The sequence below is a fragment of the Pseudomonas sp. NFACC25 genome (assembly GCF_900100935.1).
In the GTDB taxonomy this organism is placed as follows: Bacteria; Pseudomonadota; Gammaproteobacteria; order Pseudomonadales; family Pseudomonadaceae; genus Aquipseudomonas; species Aquipseudomonas marginalis.
In genome coordinates this window covers 78,966-102,968 of the sequence record NZ_FMUC01000019.1, presented here as the reverse complement: position 1 = coordinate 102,968, position 24,003 = coordinate 78,966, and the positions used below count along the sequence as shown (strand labels likewise).

The window sequence follows — 24,003 nt, the reverse complement described above, 5'->3', positions numbered from 1 at the left end:
ATCGCGACTACACGGGCCAAAATCTCGTCGTCGGTTTTATTTGGGCTGTTGTGAGGTCGCCGGGACAGTTCGGATAAAGACCTCAAATCGCCGTCGTGCCGGGCAATCCACTTATCGACGGTAGGTCGGCTAACGTCAAAGCGGCGTGCCAACTGGCTTTTAGTGAAGTTGCCAGAAAGCCAATCAGCTACCAGCTTGATTCTTTGATTCATGGGGGACTCTTGGTTCCAGGGCATGATCAGTTACCTCCTGATCATGCGTATTAGCCTGTAAACCATGTCCCCGGTTAGAAATGTAAACGATGTCCCCGGTTTGTACCGGGGCAAGCCCCCTCCCACATTCAGTTAGCCGATGGTCATCAGGCTGGCATTACCGCCTGCCGCTGCGGTGTTAACGCTCAACGCACGCTCGATCACCAGCCGCTCCAAGGCAATTGTGGTCTCGCCTTGGGACAAACCATGCACCCCGACAATCGCCCCGCCACGCTGCGCCACTTGCTGGCACACCCCACGCAGTTGGTCGGAATCGCCGTGGTGCAGGACGGCGTCAAACACCACCTCGTCCTTGGTCCAGTCGGCCACGCGCTTGATTTTCGCCTGAATCTCCTTCGGCAGGCGTGGGAACACGGCCTTGGTCAGGTCGGTTTCCGGCCATACCGCCGAACCGCCGACGGCCAATACCGCCGCCAGTTGAGTCAACAGATCGCCTTCCACGTCCGCCAGGCACAGTACGTGCTCGCGGGGCAGGATGGCGTAGCTGTTGCGCTCGCCGGTCGGGCCGGCCAACTGACGGGTGATACCGCTTTGGGATTGCGCGGCGAACTGGCTGCACAGCGCACTCAGTTCGCTGAACTTATTGCTGTTGGCCCAGGTTTTCAGGGCGGTCAGCGGTTGGCTCATGGCGTCGCGCAGGCGTACATCCGGTGCCGCCAGCTTGTCGCCACGTACGAAGGATTGCTCGATCGCATCGGTAGGACGGGTCGACAGCAAGCGGTACAGGTACAGCGGGCCACCGGCTTTCGGGCCTGTGCCCGACAGGCCTTCGCCGCCGAACGGCTGCACGCCGACCACGGCACCGACAATGTTGCGGTTGACGTAGACGTTACCGGCATTGACGTTGTCGATCACCTTGGCGATGGTCTCGTCGATACGGGTGTGTACGCCCAGGGTCAGGCCATAGCCGGAAGCGTTGATCTGGCCGATAAGCTGGTCGATCTCCTTGCGCTTGTAGCGCACCACGTGCAGCACCGGGCCGAAGATCTCCCGTTGCAGTTCGTCGAAGCTTTCCAGCTCGATCAGGGTGGGCATCACGAAGGTGCCGCGCTTGATTTCTTCACCGTCGGCAATCGCCACCTGGTACACATTGCGGCCTTTGTCGCGCATGGCCTGGATGTGTTTCTCGATGCCGGCCTTGGCTTCGGCGTCGATTACCGGGCCGATGTCCACCGACAGGCGCTCCGGGTTGCCCAGGCGGCATTCAGCCATGGCGCCCTTGAGCATTTCGATCACGCGGTCTGCCGAATCTTCCTGCAGGCACAACACGCGCAGGGCCGAGCAACGTTGACCGGCGCTGTCGAAGGCCGAGGACACCACGTCGATGACCACCTGTTCGGTGAGTGCCGAGGAGTCGACGATCATTGCGTTCTGGCCGCCGGTTTCGGCGATCAGCGGGATCGGACGGCCCTGGGCATCCAGGCGTCCGGCGACATTGCGTTGCAGCAGGCGCGCGACTTCTGTGGAGCCGGTGAACATCACGCCCTTGACGCGATCATCACCCACCAGGCGCGCACCGACGCTTTCACCCTGGCCCGGCAGCAATTGCAGCACGCCTTGGGGAATACCGGCTTCGAGCAGGATGCGCACGGCTTGTGCAGCCACCAGCGGGGTTTGTTCGGCTGGCTTGGCCAGTACCGGGTTACCGGCGGCCAGTGCGGCAGCCACTTGCCCACTGAAAATCGCCAGCGGGAAGTTCCACGGGCTGATGCACACCACCGGGCCCAGTGGGCGGTGGGCGTCATTGGTGAAGTCGTTGCGTGCCTGCACCGCGTAGTAGCGCAGGAAGTCCACGGCCTCACGCACTTCGGCGATGGCGTTGGCGAAGGTCTTGCCGGCTTCGCGGGCCAGCAGGCCCATCAGCGGCTGGATCTCGCCTTCCATCAGGTCGGCGGCACGTTCCAGGATCGCGGCGCGTTCGGCGGGCGGGGTGGCCTGCCAGATCGGGCCGGCGCTGATGGCGCACTGGATCGCGTTGTCGACGTCTTCGACAGTGGCTTCTTGCACGTGACCGACCACGTCACGCAGGTCGGACGGGTTCAATACCGGTGCCGCCGCTTGATCGCTGGCGGCGCAACCGAGCATCGGCGCGGCCTTCCAGTTGTTGTGCGCGGTGGCGAGCAGGGCGCAGGACAGCGATGCCAGGCGGTGTTCGTTGGCCAGGTCGATACCGGCCGAGTTGGCACGGTCGCCGCCGTACAGGTCACGGGGCAGCGGGATACGCGGGTGCGGCAGGCCGAAGCCGCCTTCCAGCGTCGCCATCTGCTCGATGCTGGCCACTGGATCGGCCACCAGCTCCTGGATCGAGATGGACTGGTCGGCGATGCGGTTGACGAACGAGGTGTTGGCGCCGTTTTCCAGCAGGCGACGCACCAGGTAGGCCAGCAGTGTTTCGTGAGTGCCGACCGGTGCGTACACGCGGCACGGACGGTTCAGCTTGCCTTCGGAAACCTTGCCTACTACCTGCTCGTACAGCGGTTCACCCATGCCGTGCAGGCATTGGAACTCGTACTGGCCGGGGTAATAGTTCTGACCGGCGATATGGTAAATCGCCGACAAGGTATGGGCGTTGTGCGTAGCGAACTGCGGGTAGATGACTTCCGGTACCGACAGCAGCTTGCGTGCACAGGCAATGTAGGAAACGTCGGTGTACACCTTGCGGGTATACACCGGGTAGCCTTCCAGGCCTTCGACCTGGGCGCGCTTGATCTCGCTGTCCCAGTACGCGCCTTTTACCAGGCGGATCATCAGGCGATGGCGGCTGCGGCGTGCCAGGTCGATGACGTAGTCGATCACATACGGGCAACGCTTCTGGTAGGCCTGGATCACGAAGCCAATGCCGTTCCAGCCGGTCAACTGCGGTTCGAAGCACAGGCGCTCGAGCAGATCCAGCGACAGCTCCAGGCGGTCGGCTTCTTCGGCGTCGATGTTCAGGCCGATGTCGTATTGCTTGGCCAGCAGGGTCAGGGACAGCAGGCGCGGGTACAGCTCATCCATCACGCGCTCGTACTGTGCACGGCTGTAACGCGGGTGCAGGGCCGACAGCTTGATGGAGATGCCCGGGCCTTCATAAATCCCACGGCCGTGGGAGGCTTTGCCGATGGAGTGAATGGCTTGCTCGTACGAGGCCAGGTATTTCTGCGCGTCGTGTTCGGTGAGGGCGGCTTCACCGAGCATGTCGTAGGAGTAGCGGAAACCCTTGGCTTCGAATTTGCTCGCGTTGGCCAGGGCTTCGGCGATGGTTTCGCCGGTCACGAACTGCTCGCCCATCAGGCGCATGGCCATGTCGACGCCCTTGCGGATCATCGGCTCGCCGCTTTTGCCGATGATGCGGCTCAGGGATGAGGTGAGGCCGGCTTCGTTATGGGTAGCGACCAGTTTGCCGGTCAGCAGCAGGCCCCAGGTGGCGGCGTTGACGAACAGAGACGGGCTGTTGCCCAGGTGCGGATGCCAGTTGCCGGTGCTGATCTTGTCGCGGATCAGCGCATCGCGGGTGCCTTTGTCCGGGATCCGCAGCAGCGCTTCGGCCAGGCACATCAGGGCTACGCCTTCCTGGGACGACAGCGAGAATTCCTGCAGCAGGCCCTGAACAATCCCGGCACGGCCGCCGGCACTCTTCTGATTGCGCAGTTTTTCCGCAATCGACGCGGCGAGCTTGTTGGTGGCTTCGGCCATTTGCACCGGCAGGCGGGCCTGTTCGATCAGCATCGGCACCACTTCCGGCTCGGGGCGACGGTAAGCGGCGGTGATCGAAGCGCGCAGTACGGATTGCGGCAGGATGCTCTCGGCGAACTCAAGGAAGCACTGGTGGGCGTGGTCGCTCTGGACTTCGCCTGCGTCGTCAGCGTCCTTGCTGCTCAAGCCGTTGAGCTCGGTCAGGGTTGCACCACCCTCGAGTTTCTCCAGGTAATTGAAAATCGCCTGCTTGATCAGCCAGTGCGGCGTGCGATCAATGGAGGTCGCGGCCGCCTTGAGGCGTTCGCGGGTCGGGTCGTCGAGTTTGACCCCAAGGGTGGTCGTAGCCATTTTCTTATCCTCATGGGTGCCACTACCGAGTGGCATCAGCTGGCGGCAAGATTAGCTTTGCTCAGGGAGAGGTGCAACCGGGTGCAACCCATTTTGTCGATGAATTTTTCGTCGCTTGATCGGAAAAAAATTGGCCGGCGACGGAATCCGCTTCGGCTTGGTGCATTTGCTTCTGAGATCGGCTGTTCTTGCTCCGAAAAGGAGCAAAAAAGGGGCGTTTTGCGGGTTTTACACTTGGGTGCAACTTATTCCCAAGAAACTGGTTGCACCTTATTTGCTTTGTTGAATAGCATTCGCGCCCAAGGTGCAACCGGCTTTAGGGTTTGGTTCATCGGCTGGCGGCTTTCCTGGGGAAACGTCAGTCATAAATGCGCGGCACGCAGTTACGTTTACCTACTTCCAGTAGGTGGCCGTCTGACAGACCGCCGCTACATAAAAACAAAGCCAGGGCGTCACTCCTATGAGCGTTAGTAATCCAACCCTGATCACGTTCGTGATCTACATCGCAGCAATGGTGCTGATCGGCTTCATGGCCTATCGCTCCACCAACAACCTTTCCGATTACATCCTCGGCGGTCGCAGCCTTGGGAGCGTGGTGACTGCCTTGTCAGCCGGTGCTTCCGACATGAGCGGCTGGTTGTTGATGGGACTGCCGGGCGCGATCTACATGTCCGGCCTGTCGGAAAGCTGGATCGCCATCGGCCTGATCGTCGGCGCCTACCTCAACTGGCTGTTCGTGGCCGGTCGCCTGCGGGTACAGACCGAGCACAACGGCGACGCCCTGACCCTGCCGGACTACTTCTCCAGCCGTTTCGAAGATAAAAGCGGCCTGCTGCGGATCATCTCTGCGGTCGTGATCCTGGTGTTCTTCACTATCTACTGCGCGTCCGGCATCGTGGCCGGTGCCCGCCTGTTCGAAAGCACCTTCGGCATGTCCTACGAGACCGCGCTGTGGGCCGGCGCTGCGGCGACGATTGCCTACACCTTCGTGGGTGGTTTCCTGGCCGTCAGCTGGACCGACACCGTACAAGCCACGCTGATGATTTTCGCGCTGATCCTTACGCCGATCATCGTGCTGCTGGCCACCGGTGGCGTCGACACCACGTTCCTGGCCATCGAAGCCAAGAACCCCGACAACTTCAACATGCTGAAAAACACCACCTTCATCGGCATCATCTCGCTGATGGGTTGGGGCCTGGGTTACTTCGGCCAACCACACATCCTCGCGCGCTTCATGGCGGCGGATTCGGTGAAGTCGATCGCCAACGCGCGTCGCATCTCCATGACCTGGATGATCCTGTGCCTGGGCGGCACCGTGGCCGTGGGCTTCTTCGGCATCGCCTACTTCTCGGCGCACCCGGAAGTGGCGGGCCCGGTCAACGAGAACCACGAGCGCGTGTTCATCGAGCTGGCCAAGTTGCTGTTCAACCCATGGATCGCGGGCGTATTGCTGTCGGCCATCCTGGCTGCGGTCATGAGCACCCTGAGCTGCCAGTTGCTGGTGTGCTCCAGCGCCCTGACCGAAGACTTCTACAAGACCTTCCTGCGCAAAAGCGCTTCCCAGCTTGAACTGGTGTGGGTCGGCCGCCTGATGGTACTGCTGGTGGCCTTGATCGCTATCGCCATGGCCGCCAACCCGAACAACCGCGTCCTGGGCCTGGTGAGCTACGCCTGGGCCGGTTTCGGTGCTGCGTTCGGCCCTGTGGTGCTGATCTCGGTGATCTGGAAGAACATGACCCGCAACGGCGCACTGGCCGGGATCCTGGTCGGCGCGATCACCGTGATCGTGTGGAAGCACTTCGAACTGCTGGGTCTGTACGAAATCATCCCAGGCTTCATCTTCGCCAGCCTGGCGATCTACGTCGTGAGCAAGCTGGGCGCACCGACAGCCGGTATGGTCGAGCGCTTTGATGCGGCGGAAAAAGACTACAACCTCAACAAGTGATTTGCCGGGCGCTGAGCGCTCGATGAATTAAAAGAAGGCCCGCGTCCTACGGATGGCGGGTCTTTTTTTGCGTGCGATTCGAGCTGGACTGAGTAGGACTCCTACGTACACATGTAGGGTTTTACTGATTTATTTGGGCTGTGCCCGGCAGGGTGAGGCAGTGGTGCAGAATCTCCCGCCTACCCCTCGCAGAGAAACACCGGATGTTCGCTCCTGCCAATCAAAGTGCCTTTACCCTGACCCTCGACGGTGTGTCGAGTGAACTCAAGGTGTTTGAGTTCCGGGGTAGCGAAGCCATCAGCCAGCCGTATCGTTTTGATCTTGAACTGGTCAGCGAACAGCCCGACCTGGACCTGGAAAGCCTGCTGCATCGCCCGGCATACCTGGGCTTCGACGCTCACGGCCGTGGTGTCTACGGCCTGGTTTATCGGGTCGCGCAGGGCGATTCCGGGCGGCGGCTGACGCGTTACCAGATCAGCCTTGTGCCGCAGTTGGCCTATCTCGCGCACAGCAGTCGCCAGCGGATCTTCCAGCACAAGACGGTGCCGCAGATCATTGCGCAGGTGCTGGCGGAGCAGCAGCTCCATGCCGACCAATTCGAATTTCACCTCAGTGGCGCCTATCCCGAGCGCGAGTATTGCGTACAGTTTGGCGAGAGCGACCTGGCCTTCATTCAGCGCCTGTGTGCCGAACAGGGGATTCACTATCACTTCCAGCATTCGCCCGAAGGACACCTGCTGGTGTTTGGCGATGACCAGACCGTTTTCGCCCCGCCCGATCAGCCTACGTCCTACATGCCGGGCTCCGGGATGGTGGCGGATACGCCGGCCATCAAGCGCTTTGCGCTGCGGTTGGAAACCCGCACCACCGCGGTCAACCTGCGTGACTACGACTTTCTCAAGCCGAGCCTGGTGCTGGAGAGTGGCGTGGTCGGCGAACAGCTTCCACGGTTTGAGGCGCAGGCCTACCCCGGTCATTTTTCCGATCGCCCCCACGGCAAATACCTCGCGCAACGTGGCCTGGAGCGGCACCGTAGCGACTATCGAATAGCCCGTGCCAGCGGCGATGACCCTGCATTGAGCAGCGGCCGGTTCTTCAAGTTGACCGGGCATCCGCGGGACGAATGGAATGACGTGTGGCTGGTGACGCAAGTGACCCACGAAGGCAGGCAGCCCCAGGTTCTGGAGGAGGCTGTCACCGAGGTTGGCGGTGGAGATTTTCTTCAGGGGTATCGCAATGAATGTGTGGCGACTCCGTGGGACGTGATCTTCCGCCCGCCCTTGCCGGAGCAGGCGCGGCCGGCGTTGTCGGGTTATCAAAGCGCGGTGGTCACCGGCCCCGTCGACAGTGAAATCCACTGCGACGAATACGGCCGGGTCAAGGTGCAGTTGGCCTGGGATCGCGCTGGGGCGCATGACGATCATTCCAGCTGCTGGCTGCGGGTGGCCAGCGGTTGGGCCCATGACCGCTATGGCTCGGTACTTATCCCGCGAGTGGGCATGGAAGTACTGGTGGGGTTCGCCAATGGGGATATGGACATGCCGCTGGTGATGGCCTGCCTGCCGAACGCGGCGACCCCGGTCCCCCTCGACCTGCCGGCAGACAAGACCCGCAGTATCTTCCGTAGCCAGAGCAGCCCCGGTGGCGGTGGCTACAACGAACTGCGCATCGAAGACCGCAAGGGCGCCGAGGAGATCTACCTGCGCGCCCAGCGGGATTGGACCCAGCATGTGCTGCATGACCAGCAGGTGCAGATCGACCATCAGCGCCGCATCAGGGTGGGCGGTGAGTCGCACCATGAAGTACAAGGCGAAGAGCAGCGCATCACCCATGGCAACCGTTTGACGGAACTCAAGCAGGACGACCATCTGGTGGTCGGCGGTTCGCAGCAGATGCGGGCCGGGCGGGCCATCCGGATGGGTGCCGGGCAGAGTGTTGTCATTGATGCGGGCGCGAGCGTGACAATCCAGGCCGGTGGGCAGTCGATCACGCTGTCGGCAGAGGGGATTTTCAGCAGCACGCCCATTCAACTGGGAGGCGCGCCTGCTCCGGCGGCGTCGCCATTGATGCCTGGGGTGAAAGCGGCGTTGCTGGCGGTTATACCTGCACCGCTGAGCCGGATACAGGTCGCCAGCCTGAAACGGAGCGCGCCGTTTTGTGAAGAGTGCCAACGCTGCAGTGACGGGCAGTGCGCTCTCCCATTCCATTCAACCTTAAAAGGAATTTACCCTGATGTCCCAACCCTTGAGCCCCGATGACTGGCTGGCACAATGCCCTCTACTCCCCAATGAGCGGCTTTACGTGGTACTGAGCAGTGCCAGCGACGCGAAGCCGCTGGCTGCGTGGCAAGTCTCGGCCGGCGGGATGTTGCCTCAAGCGCTCTGGGCAGGTACGGCCTATGCCGGGTGGGATGAGGTGATGCCCTACGCAGCGGTTGTCGAGCCCGACAGTGCCTTCCTCGATTGGATCGCAACCACTGAAGCCTCGGACTGGGGTTGGCTGGCGGTATCGTCCAGTCCGCTGGAAGTCGTCGTTGCTCACCTGCAAGGCCTGACCAAGATAGTGCTTCCCGATGAGCGGAGCGTGTTCCTGCGCTTCTGGGATGGCGCCCAGTTTCTGCCGATTGTGCAGAAACTGGACGATGAAATCGGCGCAGTACTGCCCGTGTTCCAGCGCTATCTGATCAATGGCCAGCCGTTGAGCGTGGCGACGCCATCGGTCACTGCGGCCAAGGCCAGCCCTTGGTGGCGAGTGCCTGACGCGTTATTGGCGCACTTGGCCGCGCAGTCGCCGCAGACCCTGATCGACAACCTGCTGCAGTGGCTGGAAGAGCAGCGCCCCGACCTGTATGCCGCTTTTACGCCGGCGACCTTGCGGCACAAGGTCGCCTACTTCGCGCGCAGTACGGACATCAGCGCTGAAGCGCTGGCGGGCTACCTGGACTCAGAGTTGAGTTGAGGCCAGCGCCTGTTGCAGGTCGTCGATCAGGTCTTCGACCGCTTCGATACCCACCGACAGGCGAATCATTTCCGGCTTTACGCCGGCCTTGGCCTGTTCCTGCTCGTTCATCTGTCGGTGAGTGGTGGAAGCCGGGTGGCAGGCCAGGGACTTGGCGTCGCCGATGTTGACCAGGCGCTTGAAGATTTGCAGGGCGTCGTAGAAGCGCACACCGGCATCAAAGCCGCCTTTCAAACCGAAGGACAGGATCGCCGACGGTTTGCCCTGCATGTATTTCTGCGCCAATGCGTGGTGCGGGTGGTCCGGCAGGCCGGCGTAGCTGACCCACTCCACCTCGGCATGGCCTTGCAGGAATTGCGCGATTTTCAGGGCGTTTTCGGTGTGGCGCTCCATGCGCAATGCCAGTGTTTCCAGGCCTTGCAGCAACAGGAAGGCATTCATCGGCGCCAACGCTGCACCGGTGTTGCGCAGTGGCACGGTGCGGGCACGGGCGATGAAGGCGGCGGGGCCGAATTTTTCGGTATAGACCACGCCGTGATAGGCCGGCTCGGGCTGGTTGAGGCCGGGGAATTTATCCGCGTATTTCGTCCACGGGAACGTGCCACTGTCGACAATTACACCGCCCAGGGAGTTGCCATGGCCGCCGACGTACTTGGTCACCGAGTGCACCACGATGTCGGCGCCGAACTGGATCGGCTTGCACAGGATCGGCGTGGCCACGGTGTTGTCCACTACCAGCGGCACGCCGCGGGCATGGGCGACGTCGGCCAGGGCTTCGATGTCGATGATATTGCCCGCCGGGTTGCCGATGCTTTCGCAGTACACCAGCTTGGTGTCGTCGTCGATCAGTTCGGCGATGGCGGCGGCGCTGTCGTCCCGGGCGAAACGCACCTCCACGCCAAAGCTCGGCAGCAGGTGGGCGAACAGCGTGTAGGTGCCACCGTAGAGTTGCGGTGTGGTGACGATATTGTCACCCGCACGGGTCAAGGTCTGGATGGCATAGTGGATCGCCGCGCTGCCGGCCGAGACTGCCAGCGCCGCGATACCACCTTCAAGGGCGGCAATGCGCTGTTCCAGCACATCGTTGGTGGGGTTCATGATGCGCGTGTAGATATTGCCGGGTACGTCCAGGTTGAACAGGTCGGCGCCGTGTTGGGCGTTATCGAATTCGAAGGCGACGTTCTGGTAGATCGGCACGGCGACGGCCTTGGTGGTCGGGTCCGACTTGAAACCGTGGTGCAGCGCGATGGTGGCGTCTTTCATGATTGTTATTGACCTCCCTGGAGTAGTGGAAGGCCACAATAAATCCGCCTCGCCGTCGACATTTAGATTTTTTTCAACGGGCTGCCTGCGTTTGCGGCATAAGCGCCGCCCGGCATGCGGCCCTGCACCTTTGCGCCCGTAGAAGGTAAACTTCGCCCCCTGCGCAGGAGCAACCATGAATTATCGTCACGCCTTTCACGCCGGCAACCATGCCGATGTCTTCAAACACCTGACCTTGACCCGTCTCATCGCCCTGATGTCGCGCAAGGAGCAGCCGTTTGCCTATCTCGACACTCACGCTGGGATTGGCCTGTACGACCTGCAAGGTGATCAGGCCAACCGCACGGGTGAGTACCTGGAAGGTATCGCGCGCTTGTGGGGCGCCGCCGACCTGCCCGCGTTGACCGCCGACTACATGCGCGTGCTGCACGAGATGAACCCCGATGGCCAGTTGCGCTACTACCCGGGCTCACCGGAGCTGGCGCGCCGCCTTACGCGCCCCCAGGACCGCGTGCTGCTCAATGAAAAACACCCGGAAGACGGCGTGTTGCTCAAGGACAACATGAAGGGCGATCGTCGGGTCAAGGTTCATTTGGGCGAAGGCTGGCATGTGCCGCGCGCGCTGTTACCGGTGCCGGAAAAGCGTGCGTTGATGCTGATCGATCCGCCGTTTGAAAAACTCGACGAAATGCAGCGCTGTGCTGCGTCCCTCAAGGAAGCCGTCAGCCGTATGCGCCAGACGGTCGCGGCGATCTGGTACCCGGTGAAGGACCAGCGCATGCTGCGTCGCTTCTACCAGGACCTGGCCGGCACCGGTGCGCCGAAGTTGCTGCGCGTGGAATTGCTGGTGCATCCGCTGGACACGCCCAACACCCTGACCGGCTCGGGCCTGGCGATTGCCAACCCGCCGTGGGGCCTGGAAGAGGAGTTGCGCGAGCTGCTGCCGTGGCTGTCCAAGCAGCTTGGCCAGACCCAGGGTGGGTGGCAGATGGATTGGCTCATCGCTGAGTAGTTGTAAGTTGCAAGCTTCAAGCCTCAAGCTGCAAGTGAGAGCAGAAAACACCACTTGCAGCTTGTAGCTTGAAACTTGCAGCTCCGATCTTCAGATCGGGCAAGTCACGCCGGTACCGCCGATCCCACAGTAGCCCTGTGGATTCTTCGCAAGGTACTGCTGGTGATACGCCTCGGCGAAGTACACCGTTGGCGCCTCGTCGATCTCGGTGGTAATCACACCCAGGCCCGCTTTGGTCAGTTCAGCCTGATACGCCTCGGCACTGGCCTGCGCCGCCGCCAGTTGCTCAGGCGTGGTCGCATAGATCACCGAGCGGTACTGGGTGCCGATGTCATTACCCTGGCGCATGCCCTGGGTCGGGTTGTGCAGTTCCCAGAACATCTTCAGCAGGTCTTCGTAGTTCACCTTGGCCTGGTCATACACCACCAGCACCACTTCGCTGTGGCCGGTCAGGCCCGAGCAGACTTCTTCATACGTCGGGTTCGGCGTGAAACCACCGGCATAGCCGACCACGGTGCTGACCACGCCATCGCGCTGCCAGAACTTGCGCTCGGCGCCCCAGAAACAACCCAGGCCGAAGATCGCGAAGCCGACGTCGTCGACGAATGGGCCCAGCAGCGGGTTGCCGTTGACGAAGTGCGTCTGCGGCAGGTTCATCGGGGTTTCACGACCGGGCAACGCTTGTTCTTGAGTAGGCAGCACGTTTTTGTTCACCAGAATTTCCGAGCGCAAGACCATGAGCAGTCCTCTCGTCAGGTTGGGTTAGCGGTAAATTTCAGACAGCCAGTGTGCCCGAGTGTTACAGCGCTGTCAGGCGATTGGCCCGCGCGGGTAGCGTCTAAGCTTCTCGAGCAGCTCTGCACCGGGGATCGGCCGGTCGAACAGGTAGCCCTGGCCAACGTCGCAACGGTGCCGACGCAGGAACGCCAGTTGCTCGGCGGTCTCGATGCCTTCGGCCACCACCTTGAGCTTGAGGTTGTGGGCCATGGCGATCACGGCCGAGGTGATTTCCATGTCGTCCTGGTTGTCCGGGATTTCGTGGATAAAGCTGCGGTCGATCTTGATGATGTCGATGGGGAATTTTTTCAGGTAGCTCAGTGACGAGTAGCCGGTGCCGAAGTCGTCCATGGCCAGGGTCAGGCCGAAGCTCTTGAGCTGGTCCAGTTGCAGGCGCGTGTCTTCGGTCGCTTCCAGCAGCAGGCCTTCGGTCAGCTCCAGTTCCAGCAGGTTGGCCGGCAGCTGTTCTTCCTTGAGGATCGTGGCGATCGAGGCCACCAGGTCCGGGTCGGAGAATTGCTTGGGCGACAGGTTGATCGCCACCTGCAGATTGCCCAGGCCGGCGGCGCTCAGTTGCTTGCTCATGCGGCAGGCCTGGCGCGCGATCCATTTGCCGATCGGGATGATCAGGCCGGTTTCTTCGGCGACGCTGATGAACTGATCGGGGCGGATCATGCCCTTTTCCGGATGGTTCCAGCGCAGCAGCGCTTCCATGCCCAGCAAGCGGCCGCTGCGCAGGCACAGCTTGGGCTGGTAGAACACGTCCAGTTCGTTCTGGGTCAGGGCACGACGCAGGTTGTTCTCCACGAACAGCTTGTAGCTGGCCTCGGCGTTCAAGGCTTCGGTGAACACCTGTACCTGGTGTTTGCCGTTGGCCTTGGCCTTGTGCAGGGCCAGGCCGGCGTTGCGCATCAGGGTCTGCGGGTCGCGGCCGTGCAGCGGCGCGCAGGCCAGGCCCACCGAGCCGGTGACGCTGATCAGTTGGTTGTCGACGAACATCGGTTTGTCGAGGGTCGCCAGCAGTTGGCTGGCCACCTGTTGGCCGCTTTCCAGGTCAGTGTCGTCCAGCAGCACCGCGAATTCGTTACTGGCAAAACGCGCCAGGCTGCCGCCGGCACTCAGGCTGTTGCGCAGGCGGCGGGCCAGGCTGATCAGCAGCTTGTCGCCGGTCTGGTGGCCGAGGCTGTCGTTGATGCGCTTGAAGTTGTCGATGTCCACCAGCAACAGGCTGATCGGGCTGTCGCTGTCGCGGGCAAAGCGCTCATCCAGATTGCGGATAAATGCCGGACGGTTGCCCAGGTTGGTCAGGTTATCGGTGTAGGCCAGGCGTTCGATGCGCTGCTGGGCCAGTTTGTTCTGGGTGATGTCTTCGTAGATGCCGATGTAGTGGGTCAGCTCACGGTTGTCGCCATACACCTTGGAAATCGACAGCTGGCCCCAGTAGGGCTCGAGGTTTTTACGTCGGCTCTTGAACTCGCCCTGCCAGCTGTTGCTCTTGGCCAGGCTCGACGGTGCGTCGAACAGCAGCTCGCTGAGGTTTTCCAGGGCCGGCAGTTGGGCCAGGCGGTGGCCGTGGACTTCTTCGGCGCTGTATTGGGTGATCGCGGTAAAGCTTGGGTTGACGTATTCCACCACGCCGTCGCAGTTGACCAGCAAAAAGGCATTGGCACTTTGCTCCACGGCACGCTGGAACAGGTGCAGGGCGCTGGTGGCGGTACGCCGGTTGTGGTTGTTGATCACTTGCGCGAATTGGTCGGCCAGTTCGCCGGCAAAGGCAATCTCATCGGCCTGCCAGGCACGCGGGCTGCCGCCCTGTTCCAGGCACAGCACACCGACCACCTGGCCATCGACGCGGATGCTCGCATCGAGCATGGCGTGGATATCCTTGGCGCGCAGGTTCTCGGCCATTTCCCGGGTGCGCGGGTCGCGCATCGCGTTGGTCGCGTCGATTGCCCGGCTGGTGTGCAGGGCTTCCAGGTAATCCGGAAAGCAACTGGCGTCGATGGGCTCAGGCAGGTGGTGCTGCTGGTCATCGCGGTGGTAGGCCGAGATCGGTACCAGGCGCTGGCCTTCGAGGTTCCAGATGCTGGCGCAGTCGATCTGGTAGATGTCACAGGCGCTGCGGGTGATCAGCTCTGCGGCTTCCTGCAGCGAATTGTTGGCGGTGTAGCGCTGGCGGGCCAGCAACAGGATCAGCTCCTGCTGGGCGCGCACCCGCTCCAGGTGCTGCAGTTGTTCCTGCTGGGCGCGCTGGTTGAGCTCCAGGGCGATCTGCAGGCGGCTGTTCTGGCTTTCCAGGTCCTCCGTCGGGGCGGGCAGGGAGATTTCGTTGAACAGGCCGTCGACCACCATCAGGTAGCCGCGCAGCAGGTGGCGATTGTGTTGTTTGTAGGCTTCGCCCATTTCCAGCAGGCTCAGGGGGCCATCGTTGGTGTGCAGGGTGTAGCGCACCAGGTAGTGAGGGCTGTCGCTCAGTTGCTGTTGGATGGCGTCGTGCAGTTGATAGCGAGCCTGAGGCTCCATCAGGCTGGCGAAGGGGGTACCGAGCAGTGCACACAGCTCGACCGCCGACAGGCCGAATTGGCGCTCGCAGTTAGGGTCGAGGTACAGAAGGGCCCAGCTTGCCTCATTAAGCCGCTCGAAACGCAGCATACCGAGGCGCGAAGGCACCGGTAACTGCGTCACTACCTCGGCCGCCATACGGGCGACATCGGGTTGGCTTTTCATGGGGGGGAACTCACTTCAAATAACGCGCACGGCGCCGGGCTCACGCCCTCTTTACTGTTGCCTGCGGCAAGGTTGCATCATGCGGCGCGGGCTGACAAGAGAGGATGAAGGCTAAGTGCTATAAGGGGGTTATCGGCCGGGCGGGGGAATTCTTCAGTCAGGATGACAGAAGGTGTACAACCCTGTTCTGTCTGTAGAGAAAAGCAAAAAAAGCCCCGCCAAATTGACGGGGTTGAGGTACGAGCGTGGCGCTCGGAAATCGGTGCAACCAGGCCTCCCCGATGAAAGGGAGGCCGCTGTGGCTTACAGCAGGATGGTGCGGATGTCGTTCAGCAACTGGCTCAGGCGCTGGGTGAAGCGTGCAGCGGCCGCGCCGTTGATCACACGGTGATCGTAGGACAGCGACAGTGGCAGCATCAGCTTGGGCTGGAACGCTTTACCGTCCCAGACTGGCTGGATGGTGGCCTTGGAAACGCCCAGGATCGCCACTTCCGGCGCGTTGACGATTGGCGTGAAGCCCGTACCGCCAATGTGACCGAGGCTGGAGATGGTGAAGCACGCGCCTTGCATGTCGTCTGCGGTGAGCTTCTTGTCACGGGCTTTGGCCGCCAGTGCAGCAGCCTCGGCGGCAAGCTGCAGCAGGCTCTTCTGGTCGACGTTCTTGATGACCGGTACCAGCAGGCCATCCGGCGTGTCGACGGCAAAGCCTACGTGCACGTACTTCTTGCGAATGATCGCCTTGCCGCTTGGCGCCAGCGAACTGTTGAAGTCCGGCAGCTCCTTGAGCAGGTGCGCGCAGGCCTTGAGCAGCAGCGGCAGCACGGTCAGTTTCACGCCGGCCTTCTCGGCCACGGCTTTCTGCGCAACGCGGAAAGCTTCCAGGTCGGTGATGTCGGCCTGGTCGAACTGGGTCACGTGCGGAATGTTCAGCCAGCTGCGGTGCAGGCTCGACGCGCCGATTTGCATCAGGCGGGTCATCGGCACTTCTTCGGTCTCGCCGAAGCGGCTGAAGTCCACCACCGGGATCGGTGGAATCCCCGCGCCGCCAGTAGCAGTGCCGGCAGCCGGAGCTTCCTTGGCTTTCTGCATCATGGCTTTGACGTAGACCTGCACGTCTTCCTTCAGTACGCGACCGTGGGGGCCGGTGGCCGACACAGCGTTCAGCTCGACGCCGAATTCACGCGCCAGTTGGCGAACCGCCGGGCCTGCGTGAACCTTGGCACCGCTTGGCGCCGGTGCGGCAGCCGCAGGGGCCGGAGCGGCCTCGGCTTTTGCAGCAGGCGCAGGGGCGGCAGCGGCCGGAGCGGCTTCAGCCTTGGCCGCCGGAGCAGCAGCCGGTGCTGGAGCAGCGGCAGGCGCAGCGCCTTGTACTTTCAGCTTGAGGATGAAGTCGCCCGTGCCGACTTCGTCTTCCAGCTTGACCGCGATGCTTTCCACAACGCCGGCAGCCGGCGATGGGATTTCCATGGAGGCCTTGTCGGACTCCAGGGTGATCAGCGACTGGTCGGCTTCGACGGTGTCGCCGACCTTGACCAGCAGCTCGATGATCTTGGCCTTGCCCGACGAGCCGATGTCCGGAACATGAATGTCCTGGACAGTCGCTGCGGCTGGAGCAGCAGCCGGGGCTGCAGGAGCCTCGGCAGCAGCGGCAGGTTTTTCCGCGGCAGGCGCCGGTGCAGCAGCGGCAGCAGGAGCCGCCGCAGGGGCCGCATCAGCGGCACCTTCGATTTCCAGTTCCAGCAGTTCGTCGCCTTCTTTCAGGCGGTCGCCCAGCTTCACTTTCAGGCTCTTGACCACGCCGGCCTTGGGAGCAGGGATTTCCATGCTCGCCTTGTCCGATTCCAGGGTCAGGATGCTTTGGTCGGCTTCGACGGTGTCGCCGACCTTCACAAACAGCTCGATTACTTCACCTTCACCGCTGCCGATGTCAGGTACGCGAATGAGTTCGCTCACAAAAAGTCTCCTCAGCAGTCCAGTGGGTTGCGTTTTTCCGGGTTGATCCCGAACTTGACGATAGCGTCAGCTACCACCTTGGGTTCGATCTCACCGCGGTCAGCCAAGGCTTCCAGGGCTGCCAACACCACGAAGTGACGGTCGACTTCGAAGAAGTGACGCAGCTTCTTGCGGCTGTCACTGCGGCCGAAACCGTCGGTGCCCAGGACTTTGAATTCCTTGGACGGGACCCACTGGCGAATTTGTTCAGCAAACAGTTTCATGTAGTCGGTAGAGGCAATGACTGGACCTTTACGGCCGGCCAGGCACTCTTCGACATAGCTCTGCGCCGGCTTCTGGCCCGGGTGCAGGCGGTTGTTGCGCTCTACGGCCAGGCCGTCGCGACGCAGTTCGTTGAAGCTGGTAACGCTCCAGACGTCAGCGCCGACGTTGAACTCTTCACGCAGGATCTTCGCCGCTTCACGGACTTCACGCAGGATGGTGCCGGAGCCCATCAGCTGCACGTGGTGCGCCGCTTCCTTGGTGTCTTCTTCGAGCAGGTACATGCCCTTGATGATGCCTTCTTCCACGCCGGCCGGCATGGCTGGCTGCTGGTAGGACTCGTTCATCACGGTGATGTAGTAGAAAACGTCCTGCTGCTCTTCGGTCATCTTCTTCATGCCGTCCTGGATGATCACCGCCAGCTCATAGCCGTAGGTTGGATCAAAGGTGCGGCAGTTCGGGATGGTGGCAGCCAGGATGTGGCTGTGACCGTCTTCGTGTTGCAGGCCTTCGCCGTTCAGAGTGGTACGGCCGGCGGTACCGCCGATCAGGAAACCACGGGTACGGCTGTCGCCCGCTGCCCAAGCCAGGTCGCCGATACGCTGGAAACCGAACATCGAGTAGAAGATGTAGAACGGCAGCATCGGCTGGTTGTGGCTGGAGTACGAAGTACCGGCAGCGATGAAGGAACTCATGGCGCCCGCTTCGTTGATGCCTTCTTCGAGGATCTGGCCCTTCTTGTCTTCCTTGTAGAACATCACCTGGTCTTTATCGACTGGCTCGTAGAGCTGGCCGACGGAGGAGTAGATGCCCAACTGGCGGAACATGCCTTCCATACCGAAAGTACGGGCTTCGTCCGGGATGATCGGCACGATGCGCGAGCCGATTTCCTTGTCCTTGACCAGCTGCGCGAGGATCCGCACGAAGGCCATGGTGGTGGAGATTTCACGGTCGCCCGAGCCGTCCAGGATCGCCTTGAGGGTATCCAGCGGAGGTGTCGGGATGTTGAAGCTCTTGGCGCGGCGCTGTGGCACGAAACCGCCCAGTGCGGTACGACGCTCGCTCAGGTAGCGGGCTTCGGCGCTGTTCGCCTCAGGCTTGAAGAACGGCAGGTTCTCCAGCTCTTCGTCCTTGACCGGGATGTCGAAGCGGTCGCGGAACAGCTTCAGGCTGTCGACATCGACTTTCTTGGTGTTGTGCGCGGTGTTTTTCGCTTCGCCGGCACCGGTGCCATAACCCTTGATGGTCTTGGCCAGGATGACGGTCGGTTGTTCTTTGTGGTTGACCGCTTCGTGGTACGCCGCATAGACCTTGTACGGGTCGTGGCCGCCACGGTTGAGTTTCCAGATCTCGTCGTCGGACAGGTCGGCAACCATCGCCTTGAGTTCAGGCGTGTTGAAGAAATGTTCACGCACGAACGCGCCGTCTTTGGCCTTGTAGTTCTGGTACTCGCCGTCGATGACTTCGTCCATGCGACGTTGCAGGATACCGTCGACGTCCTTGGCCAGCAGTGGGTCCCAGAAACGGCCCCAGATGACCTTGGTCACGTTCCACTGGGCACCGCGGAACACGCCTTCGAGTTCCTGGATGATCTTGCCGTTGCCGCGAACCGGGCCGTCGAGGCGCTGCAGGTTGCAGTTGATGACGAAGATCAGGTTGTCCAGCTTCTCGCGGCCGGCCAGGGAGATGGCACCCAGGGATTCCGGCTCGTCGCACTCGCCGTCGCCCAGGAAGCACCAGACTTTCTGCTTGCCTTCCGGGATGAAGCCACGGGCTTCCAGGTACTTCATGAAGCGTGCCTGGTAGATCGCCTGGATCGGGCCCAGGCCCATGGATACCGTCGGGAACTGCCAGAAATCAGGCATCAGCCAAGGGTGCGGGTAGGACGACAGGCCCTGGCCGTCGACTTCCTGGCGGAAGTTGTTCATTTGCTCTTCGCTGATGCGACCTTCCATGAACGCACGGGCGTAGACGCCCGGCGAGGTGTGGCCCTGGAAGTAGATCAGGTCGCCGCCGTGTTCTTCGGTCGGGGCCTGGAAGAAGTAGTTGAAGCCGATGTCATACAGGGTTGCGCTGGAAGCGAAGCTGGAGATGTGACCGCCCAGGTCAGAATCTTTCAAGTTCGTGCGCATTACCATCGCCATGGCGTTCCAACGTACCAGCGAGCGAATGCGGCGTTCCATGAACAGGTCGCCAGGCATGCGTGCTTCGTGGGTAACGGGGATGGTGTTGCGGTATGGCGTGGTGATGGCGTAGGGCAGTTGCGAGCCGCTGCGGGTCGCGAGTTCGCCCATACGGGTCATCAGGTAGTGAGCACGGTCTTCGCCTTCTTTGTCGAGAACCGATTCCAGGGCGTCCAGCCATTCCTGGGTTTCGACGGGATCGAGGTCTTGCATGGCTTGCTCCAGGGCGGAAAGGCTACCAGAATCGGTTGCCTGAAGTTTGCGACTGGCCTTGTGGGCAGACGACATAAATTCTTGGATGGCCGAAGGTTGCTTCGGCGTCCTGTAGTTTTACTACAAATCGTCGGCCATTTCAGCCTTTCGAATGTATATACGAGTAGTAAAACTACACAAGACCGAGCGGATTGCTCGGTCTGGCTGGTGAGCATAATCGTTATTGTTGATCTTTTGCGAACAAGAAAAGGTAGAAGTTTAATGTTGCCTGCCAAAAATTACATATTTTCAGCTATTTATCACCTTTGTTCGACAGTCCTTCATCGAGCGCGGCGCCTGCCTTCACAGCAGCAGGCCATTTACACGCCGACCAAGGATAGACCATGAGCCTTCCAACGCTGGCCGAACTGCCGGCCATTCTGTTGCCAAAAGCCCAGCGGGCCGAGCAGTCATTTCGTGACGCCGTGGCCGCGCTGGACGACGATCATGGCCTTTCTGCGTGGACGCCGCAACGGTGGGCCGACTTCGCCCGCGTGTGCGCCGCCAGTGATTTCGTCATTGAACAGAGTGTTCGTGACCCTTTGATGTTGCTCGAGCTGGCCGCCTGGGGCGAGCTGGATCGCGGCTTTGCGCCGGGCGAGCTGTGCGGGCAGATTGCCGGTGCCGTGCAACAGGCCGAAACAGAAGATGAGCTGGGCCGCGTACTGCGTCGCCAGCGTACCCGCCAGCAAGTGCGCATCATCTGGCGCGACCTGACCCGCCAGGCCGACCTGGTGCAAACCTGTCGCGACCTCTCCGACATGGCCGACGCCAGCATCGACCAGGCCTACCAATGGCTGTACCAGCGCCACTGCGTGCAGTTCGGCACGCCGACCGGGCGGCGCAGCGGCGAACCGCAGCACATGGTCATCCTCGGCATGGGCAAGCTCGGTGCGGTGGAGCTTAACCTCTCGTCGGATATCGACCTGATCTTCGCCTACCCCGAGGGCGGCGAAACCGTGGGCGTGAAGCGCTCCCTGGATAACCAGGAGTTCTTTATTCGTCTTGGTCAAAAATTGATCAAGGCCCTCGACCCGATGACCGTCGACGGCTTTGTGTTCCGTGTCGACATGCGCCTGCGCCCCTACGGTTCGGCCGGTGCCCTGGTGCTCAGCTTCAATGCGCTGGAGCAGTACTACCAGGACCAGGGGCGCGACTGGGAACGCTACGCCATGATCAAGGCGCGTGTGGTTGCCGGTGACCAGGTGGCCGGTGCGCAACTGCTCGATATGCTGCGGCCGTTCGTGTACCGCCGTTACCTGGACTTTTCCGCCATCGAGGCGCTGCGCACCATGAAGCAGCTGATCCAGCAGGAAGTCCGGCGCAAAGGCATGGCCGACAATATCAAGCTGGGCTCGGGCGGCATCCGCGAAGTGGAATTTATCGCCCAGGCGTTCCAACTGATCCATGGCGGCCGCGACCTCAGCCTGCAGCAACGGCCGCTGCTCAAGGTGCTCGGCACCCTGGAAGGCCAGGGCTACCTGCCGCCGGCGGTGATCGCCGAGTTGCGCAATGGCTATGAATTCCTGCGTTACACCGAACATGCGATCCAGGCGATTGCCGACCGCCAGACCCAAATGCTGCCGGACAGCCTTGAAGACCAGGCGCGCATTGCCTTTATGCTCGGCTTTGCCGACTGGGCGGCGTTCCACGAGCGCCTGATGTACTGGCGTGGCCGCGTGGACTGGCACTTCCGCCAGGTGATTGCGGATCCTGATGAAGAAGAAGGCGCGGAAAGCGAGTTGGTCGTGGGCGGAGAATGGCTGCCGCTGTGGGAAGAGTCCCAGGATGAAGAGGCCGCTTGCCGTCAATTGGCTGAAGGTGGCTTCACCGACGCCACCAAAGCCCTTAAAGCCTTGGCCAGCCTGCGCAACAGCCCGCAACTGCGGGCCATGCAGCGCCTGGGGCGTGAACGCCTAGATGCCTTTATCCCGCGCTTGCTGGCCCAGGCTGTCGAGCACGCCAACCCGGACCTGGTGTTGGAGCGCGTACTGCCATTGGTGGAAGCTGTCGCCCGGCGTTCCGCCTATCTGGTGCTACTGACGGAAAACCCCGACGCCCTGCGCCGCCTGCTGACCCTGTGCGCCGCCAGTCCATGGATCGCCGAGCAGATCACGCGCTTCCCGCTGCTGCTGGATGAATTGCTCAACGAAGGCCGCCTGTTCAAGCCACCGCTGGCGCCGGAACTCGCCGCCGAGTTGCGCGAACGCCTTACGCGCATCCCCGAGGATGACCTTGAACAGCAGATGGAAGCCCTGCGGCACTTCAAGCTGGCCCACCGCCTGCGCGTGGCCGCGTCGGAAATCGCCGGCAGCCTGCCGTTGATGAAAGTCAGCGACTACCTGACCTGGCTCGCCGAAGCCATCCTCGAACAAGTGCTGGCCCTGGCCTGGCGCCAGACGGTCGCGCGCCACGGCTCGCCGCAGCGCTTGGACGGTACCTTGTGCGATCCTGGGTTCATCATTGTCGGTTATGGGAAAGTCGGCGGCATCGAACTGGGGCATGGTTCGGACCTGGACCTGGTGTTTATCCACGATGGCGACCCGCAGGCCGAGACCGATGGTGCCAAGCCGATCGACGGCGCGCAGTTCTTCACGCGCCTGGGCCAGCGGATCATTCACCTGCTGACCACCCAGACCAACTCCGGCCAATTGTATGAAGTCGACATGCGCCTGCGACCATCCGGCGCATCCGGGTTGCTGGTCAGTTCCCTCGGGGCGTTTGACCGCTATCAACAAAATGAAGCATGGACCTGGGAGCATCAGGCCCTGATCCGCGCGCGGGTGCTGGTGGGCAGCCAGGATGTGGGCCAGGCATTCGAGCAGGTACGGGCTAAGGTGCTGGGGCGTGAGCGCGACTTGGCGAAGTTGCGCCAGGAGGTCAGTGAGATGCGTGCCAAGATGCGTGACAACCTGGGGACCAAGGCCACGGCGGCCGGCACCGGCGCCAATGCCTTCGACGCCACGGTGCTGTTCGACCTCAAGCAGGACGCCGGAGGTATCGTCGATATTGAATTTATGGTGCAATACGCGGCTTTGGCGTGGTCTGCGCAACATCCATCGTTGCTGCGCTACACCGACAATATCCGCATTCTGGAAGGCCTCGAGCAGGTGGGCTTGATGCCCGCCGCCGATGCCCATCTGCTGCGCGAGGTGTATAAGGCCTACCGTTCCGCCGCGCATCGCCAGGCCTTGCAGAACGAGGCCGGTACGGTACCCGGTGATCAGTTCGCTGACGAACGGCGCCAGGTGATGCGAATCTGGCAGGCGCTGGGGTTGGGTTGAAACACTATTAGGGCGGGGAGGCATAAGCCTCCCCGCATCGTTTGTGGAAACTACATGAATATTCTGATCGTTGGGCCCAGTTGGGTCGGTGACATGGTGATGGCGCAGACTCTGTTCCAGAGCCTGCGTATGCGCTACCCGGACTGCCAGATCGACGTGCTCGCCCCCGAGTGGAGCCGGCCGATCCTCGAGCGCATGCCCGAAGTGCGCAAGGCCTTGAGCTTTCCGCTCGGCCACGGCGCCTTGGAACTGGCGACCCGCCGTCGCATCGGCAAATCCTTGGCGGGCCAGTACGACCAGGCGATCCTGCTGCCCAACTCGCTCAAATCGGCGCTGGTGCCGTATTTTGCCGGCATTCCCAAGCGCACCGGCTGGCGCGGCGAGTTTCGCTATGTGCTGCTTAATGATGTACGCACGCTGGACAAGGCGCGCTACCCGCTGATGATCGAACGCTTCATGGCCCTGGCCTATGCGCCGGGCGCCGAGCTGCCCAAGCCGTACCCGCGCCCCAGCCTGCAGATCGACCCGGTGACCCGCGATGCGGCACTGGCCAAGTTCGGCCTGGCCCTGGATCGTCCGGTGTTGGCCCTGTGCCCCGGGGCGGAGTTTGGCGAGTCCAAGCGCTGGCCGTCGGACCACTACGCCAAAGTCGCCGAGATGAAGATTCGCGAAGGCTGGCAGGTGTGGTTGTTCGGTTCGAAAAACGATCACTCGGTGGGTGAAGACATTCGCCAGCGCCTGATCCCGGGCCTGCGCGAAGAGGCCGTCAACCTCAGTGGCGACACGTCCCTGGCCGAGGCCATCGACTTGCTGTCCTGTGCGGACGCCGTGGTCTCCAACGACTCCGGCCTGATGCATGTGGCCGCTGCGCTGAACCGCCCGTTGGTGGCGGTGTACGGCTCCACCTCGCCGGGCTTCACCCCGCCGCTGGCCGACCAGGTCGAAGTGGTGCGCCTGGGGCTGGAGTGCAGCCCGTGCTTTGATCGCACCTGCCGCTTCGGCCATTACAACTGCCTGCGCCAATTGCTGCCGCAGCCGGTAACCGATGCCTTGCAGCGGTTGCAGGGCGACGTGGTCGAGGTTCACTGAG

General features: G+C 62.0%; 13 protein-coding genes. 6 read left to right on the top strand and 7 right to left on the bottom strand.

The features are described 5' to 3' along the window. A partial coding sequence (locus BLQ09_RS28465; protein WP_139202142.1) for a helix-turn-helix domain-containing protein occupies positions 1–236 on the bottom strand: 236 nt, incomplete at its 3' end. Between the two features lie 108 nt (positions 237–344). Further along, positions 345–4,298, bottom strand: coding sequence for a trifunctional transcriptional regulator/proline dehydrogenase/L-glutamate gamma-semialdehyde dehydrogenase (gene putA, locus BLQ09_RS28460; RefSeq protein ID WP_027604966.1), 3,954 nt, complete (start codon positions 4,296–4,298; stop codon positions 345–347). Positions 4,299–4,758: 460 nt separating this feature from the next. Here putA and putP point away from each other — a divergent pair, with 460 nt between their 5' ends. The 3 genes from putP (at position 4,759) to BLQ09_RS28445 (ending at position 9,201) form a co-directional block, all read left to right on the top strand. Further along, complete coding sequence (gene putP, locus BLQ09_RS28455) at positions 4,759–6,243, top strand: sodium/proline symporter PutP (protein WP_027604965.1); 1,485 nt, start codon at positions 4,759–4,761, stop codon at positions 6,241–6,243. 203 nt (positions 6,244–6,446) lie between these two features. Further along, complete coding sequence (locus BLQ09_RS28450) at positions 6,447–8,501, top strand: type VI secretion system Vgr family protein (RefSeq protein ID WP_051429331.1); 2,055 nt, start codon at positions 6,447–6,449, stop codon at positions 8,499–8,501. Further along, entirely contained in the window at positions 8,476–9,201 is a 726-nt protein-coding gene (locus tag BLQ09_RS28445) for a DUF4123 domain-containing protein (protein ID WP_027604964.1), read from the top strand. The genes BLQ09_RS28450 and BLQ09_RS28445 overlap by 26 nt, the downstream gene beginning before the upstream one ends. Here the strand turns inward: BLQ09_RS28445 and BLQ09_RS28440 are convergent. Next, entirely contained in the window at positions 9,187–10,464 is a 1,278-nt protein-coding gene (locus BLQ09_RS28440; protein WP_027604963.1) for an O-acetylhomoserine aminocarboxypropyltransferase/cysteine synthase family protein, read from the bottom strand. The two genes, BLQ09_RS28445 and BLQ09_RS28440, sit on opposite strands and share 15 nt — an antisense overlap. Positions 10,465–10,639: 175 nt before the next feature. Here BLQ09_RS28440 and BLQ09_RS28435 point away from each other — a divergent pair, with 175 nt between their 5' ends. Then, positions 10,640–11,476, top strand: coding sequence for a 23S rRNA (adenine(2030)-N(6))-methyltransferase RlmJ (locus BLQ09_RS28435; RefSeq protein ID WP_027604962.1), 837 nt, complete (start codon positions 10,640–10,642; stop codon positions 11,474–11,476). A gap of 90 nt (positions 11,477–11,566) precedes the next feature. Here BLQ09_RS28435 and msrA read toward each other — a convergent pair whose 3' ends face one another. From msrA to aceE, 4 genes are all read right to left on the bottom strand, one after another. Beyond that, positions 11,567–12,214 (bottom strand): peptide-methionine (S)-S-oxide reductase MsrA, encoded by a 648-nt coding sequence (msrA, locus tag BLQ09_RS28430; RefSeq protein ID WP_027604961.1) that lies wholly within the window; start codon positions 12,212–12,214, stop codon positions 11,567–11,569. A gap of 72 nt (positions 12,215–12,286) precedes the next feature. Further along, on the bottom strand, positions 12,287–14,980 hold the full coding sequence (locus BLQ09_RS28425) for a putative bifunctional diguanylate cyclase/phosphodiesterase (protein WP_027604960.1): 2,694 nt from the start codon (positions 14,978–14,980) through the stop codon (positions 12,287–12,289). Positions 14,981–15,283: 303 nt separating this feature from the next. Next, on the bottom strand, positions 15,284–16,933 hold the full coding sequence (gene aceF, locus BLQ09_RS28420; RefSeq protein WP_027604959.1) for a dihydrolipoyllysine-residue acetyltransferase: 1,650 nt from the start codon (positions 16,931–16,933) through the stop codon (positions 15,284–15,286). Positions 16,934–16,944: 11 nt separating this feature from the next. Continuing rightward, on the bottom strand, positions 16,945–19,590 hold the full coding sequence (aceE, locus tag BLQ09_RS28415) for a pyruvate dehydrogenase (acetyl-transferring), homodimeric type (protein ID WP_027604958.1): 2,646 nt from the start codon (positions 19,588–19,590) through the stop codon (positions 16,945–16,947). Positions 19,591–19,973: 383 nt separating this feature from the next. Between aceE and glnE the strand changes: the two genes are divergently transcribed. Beyond that, positions 19,974–22,913, top strand: coding sequence for a bifunctional [glutamate--ammonia ligase]-adenylyl-L-tyrosine phosphorylase/[glutamate--ammonia-ligase] adenylyltransferase (glnE, locus tag BLQ09_RS28410; RefSeq protein WP_027604957.1), 2,940 nt, complete (start codon positions 19,974–19,976; stop codon positions 22,911–22,913). A gap of 54 nt (positions 22,914–22,967) precedes the next feature. Further along, positions 22,968–24,002, top strand: coding sequence for a lipopolysaccharide heptosyltransferase II (gene waaF / locus BLQ09_RS28405; RefSeq protein ID WP_027604956.1), 1,035 nt, complete (start codon positions 22,968–22,970; stop codon positions 24,000–24,002). The last annotated feature ends 1 nt before the right edge of the window (position 24,003 follow it).

Coding starts and splice junctions, on each gene's coding strand:
- putA (WP_027604966.1), bottom strand. CDS start 4,298: ATGGCTACGACCACCCTTGGGGTCAAACTCGACGACCCGACCCGCGAA.
- putP (WP_027604965.1), top strand. CDS start 4,759: ATGAGCGTTAGTAATCCAACCCTGATCACGTTCGTGATCTACATCGCA.
- BLQ09_RS28450 (WP_051429331.1), top strand. CDS start 6,447: ATGTTCGCTCCTGCCAATCAAAGTGCCTTTACCCTGACCCTCGACGGT.
- BLQ09_RS28445 (WP_027604964.1), top strand. CDS start 8,476: ATGTCCCAACCCTTGAGCCCCGATGACTGGCTGGCACAATGCCCTCTA.
- BLQ09_RS28440 (WP_027604963.1), bottom strand. CDS start 10,464: ATGAAAGACGCCACCATCGCGCTGCACCACGGTTTCAAGTCGGACCCG.
- BLQ09_RS28435 (WP_027604962.1), top strand. CDS start 10,640: ATGAATTATCGTCACGCCTTTCACGCCGGCAACCATGCCGATGTCTTC.
- msrA (WP_027604961.1), bottom strand. CDS start 12,214: ATGGTCTTGCGCTCGGAAATTCTGGTGAACAAAAACGTGCTGCCTACT.
- BLQ09_RS28425 (WP_027604960.1), bottom strand. CDS start 14,980: ATGAAAAGCCAACCCGATGTCGCCCGTATGGCGGCCGAGGTAGTGACG.
- aceE (WP_027604958.1), bottom strand. CDS start 19,590: ATGCAAGACCTCGATCCCGTCGAAACCCAGGAATGGCTGGACGCCCTG.
- glnE (WP_027604957.1), top strand. CDS start 19,974: ATGAGCCTTCCAACGCTGGCCGAACTGCCGGCCATTCTGTTGCCAAAA.
- waaF (WP_027604956.1), top strand. CDS start 22,968: ATGAATATTCTGATCGTTGGGCCCAGTTGGGTCGGTGACATGGTGATG.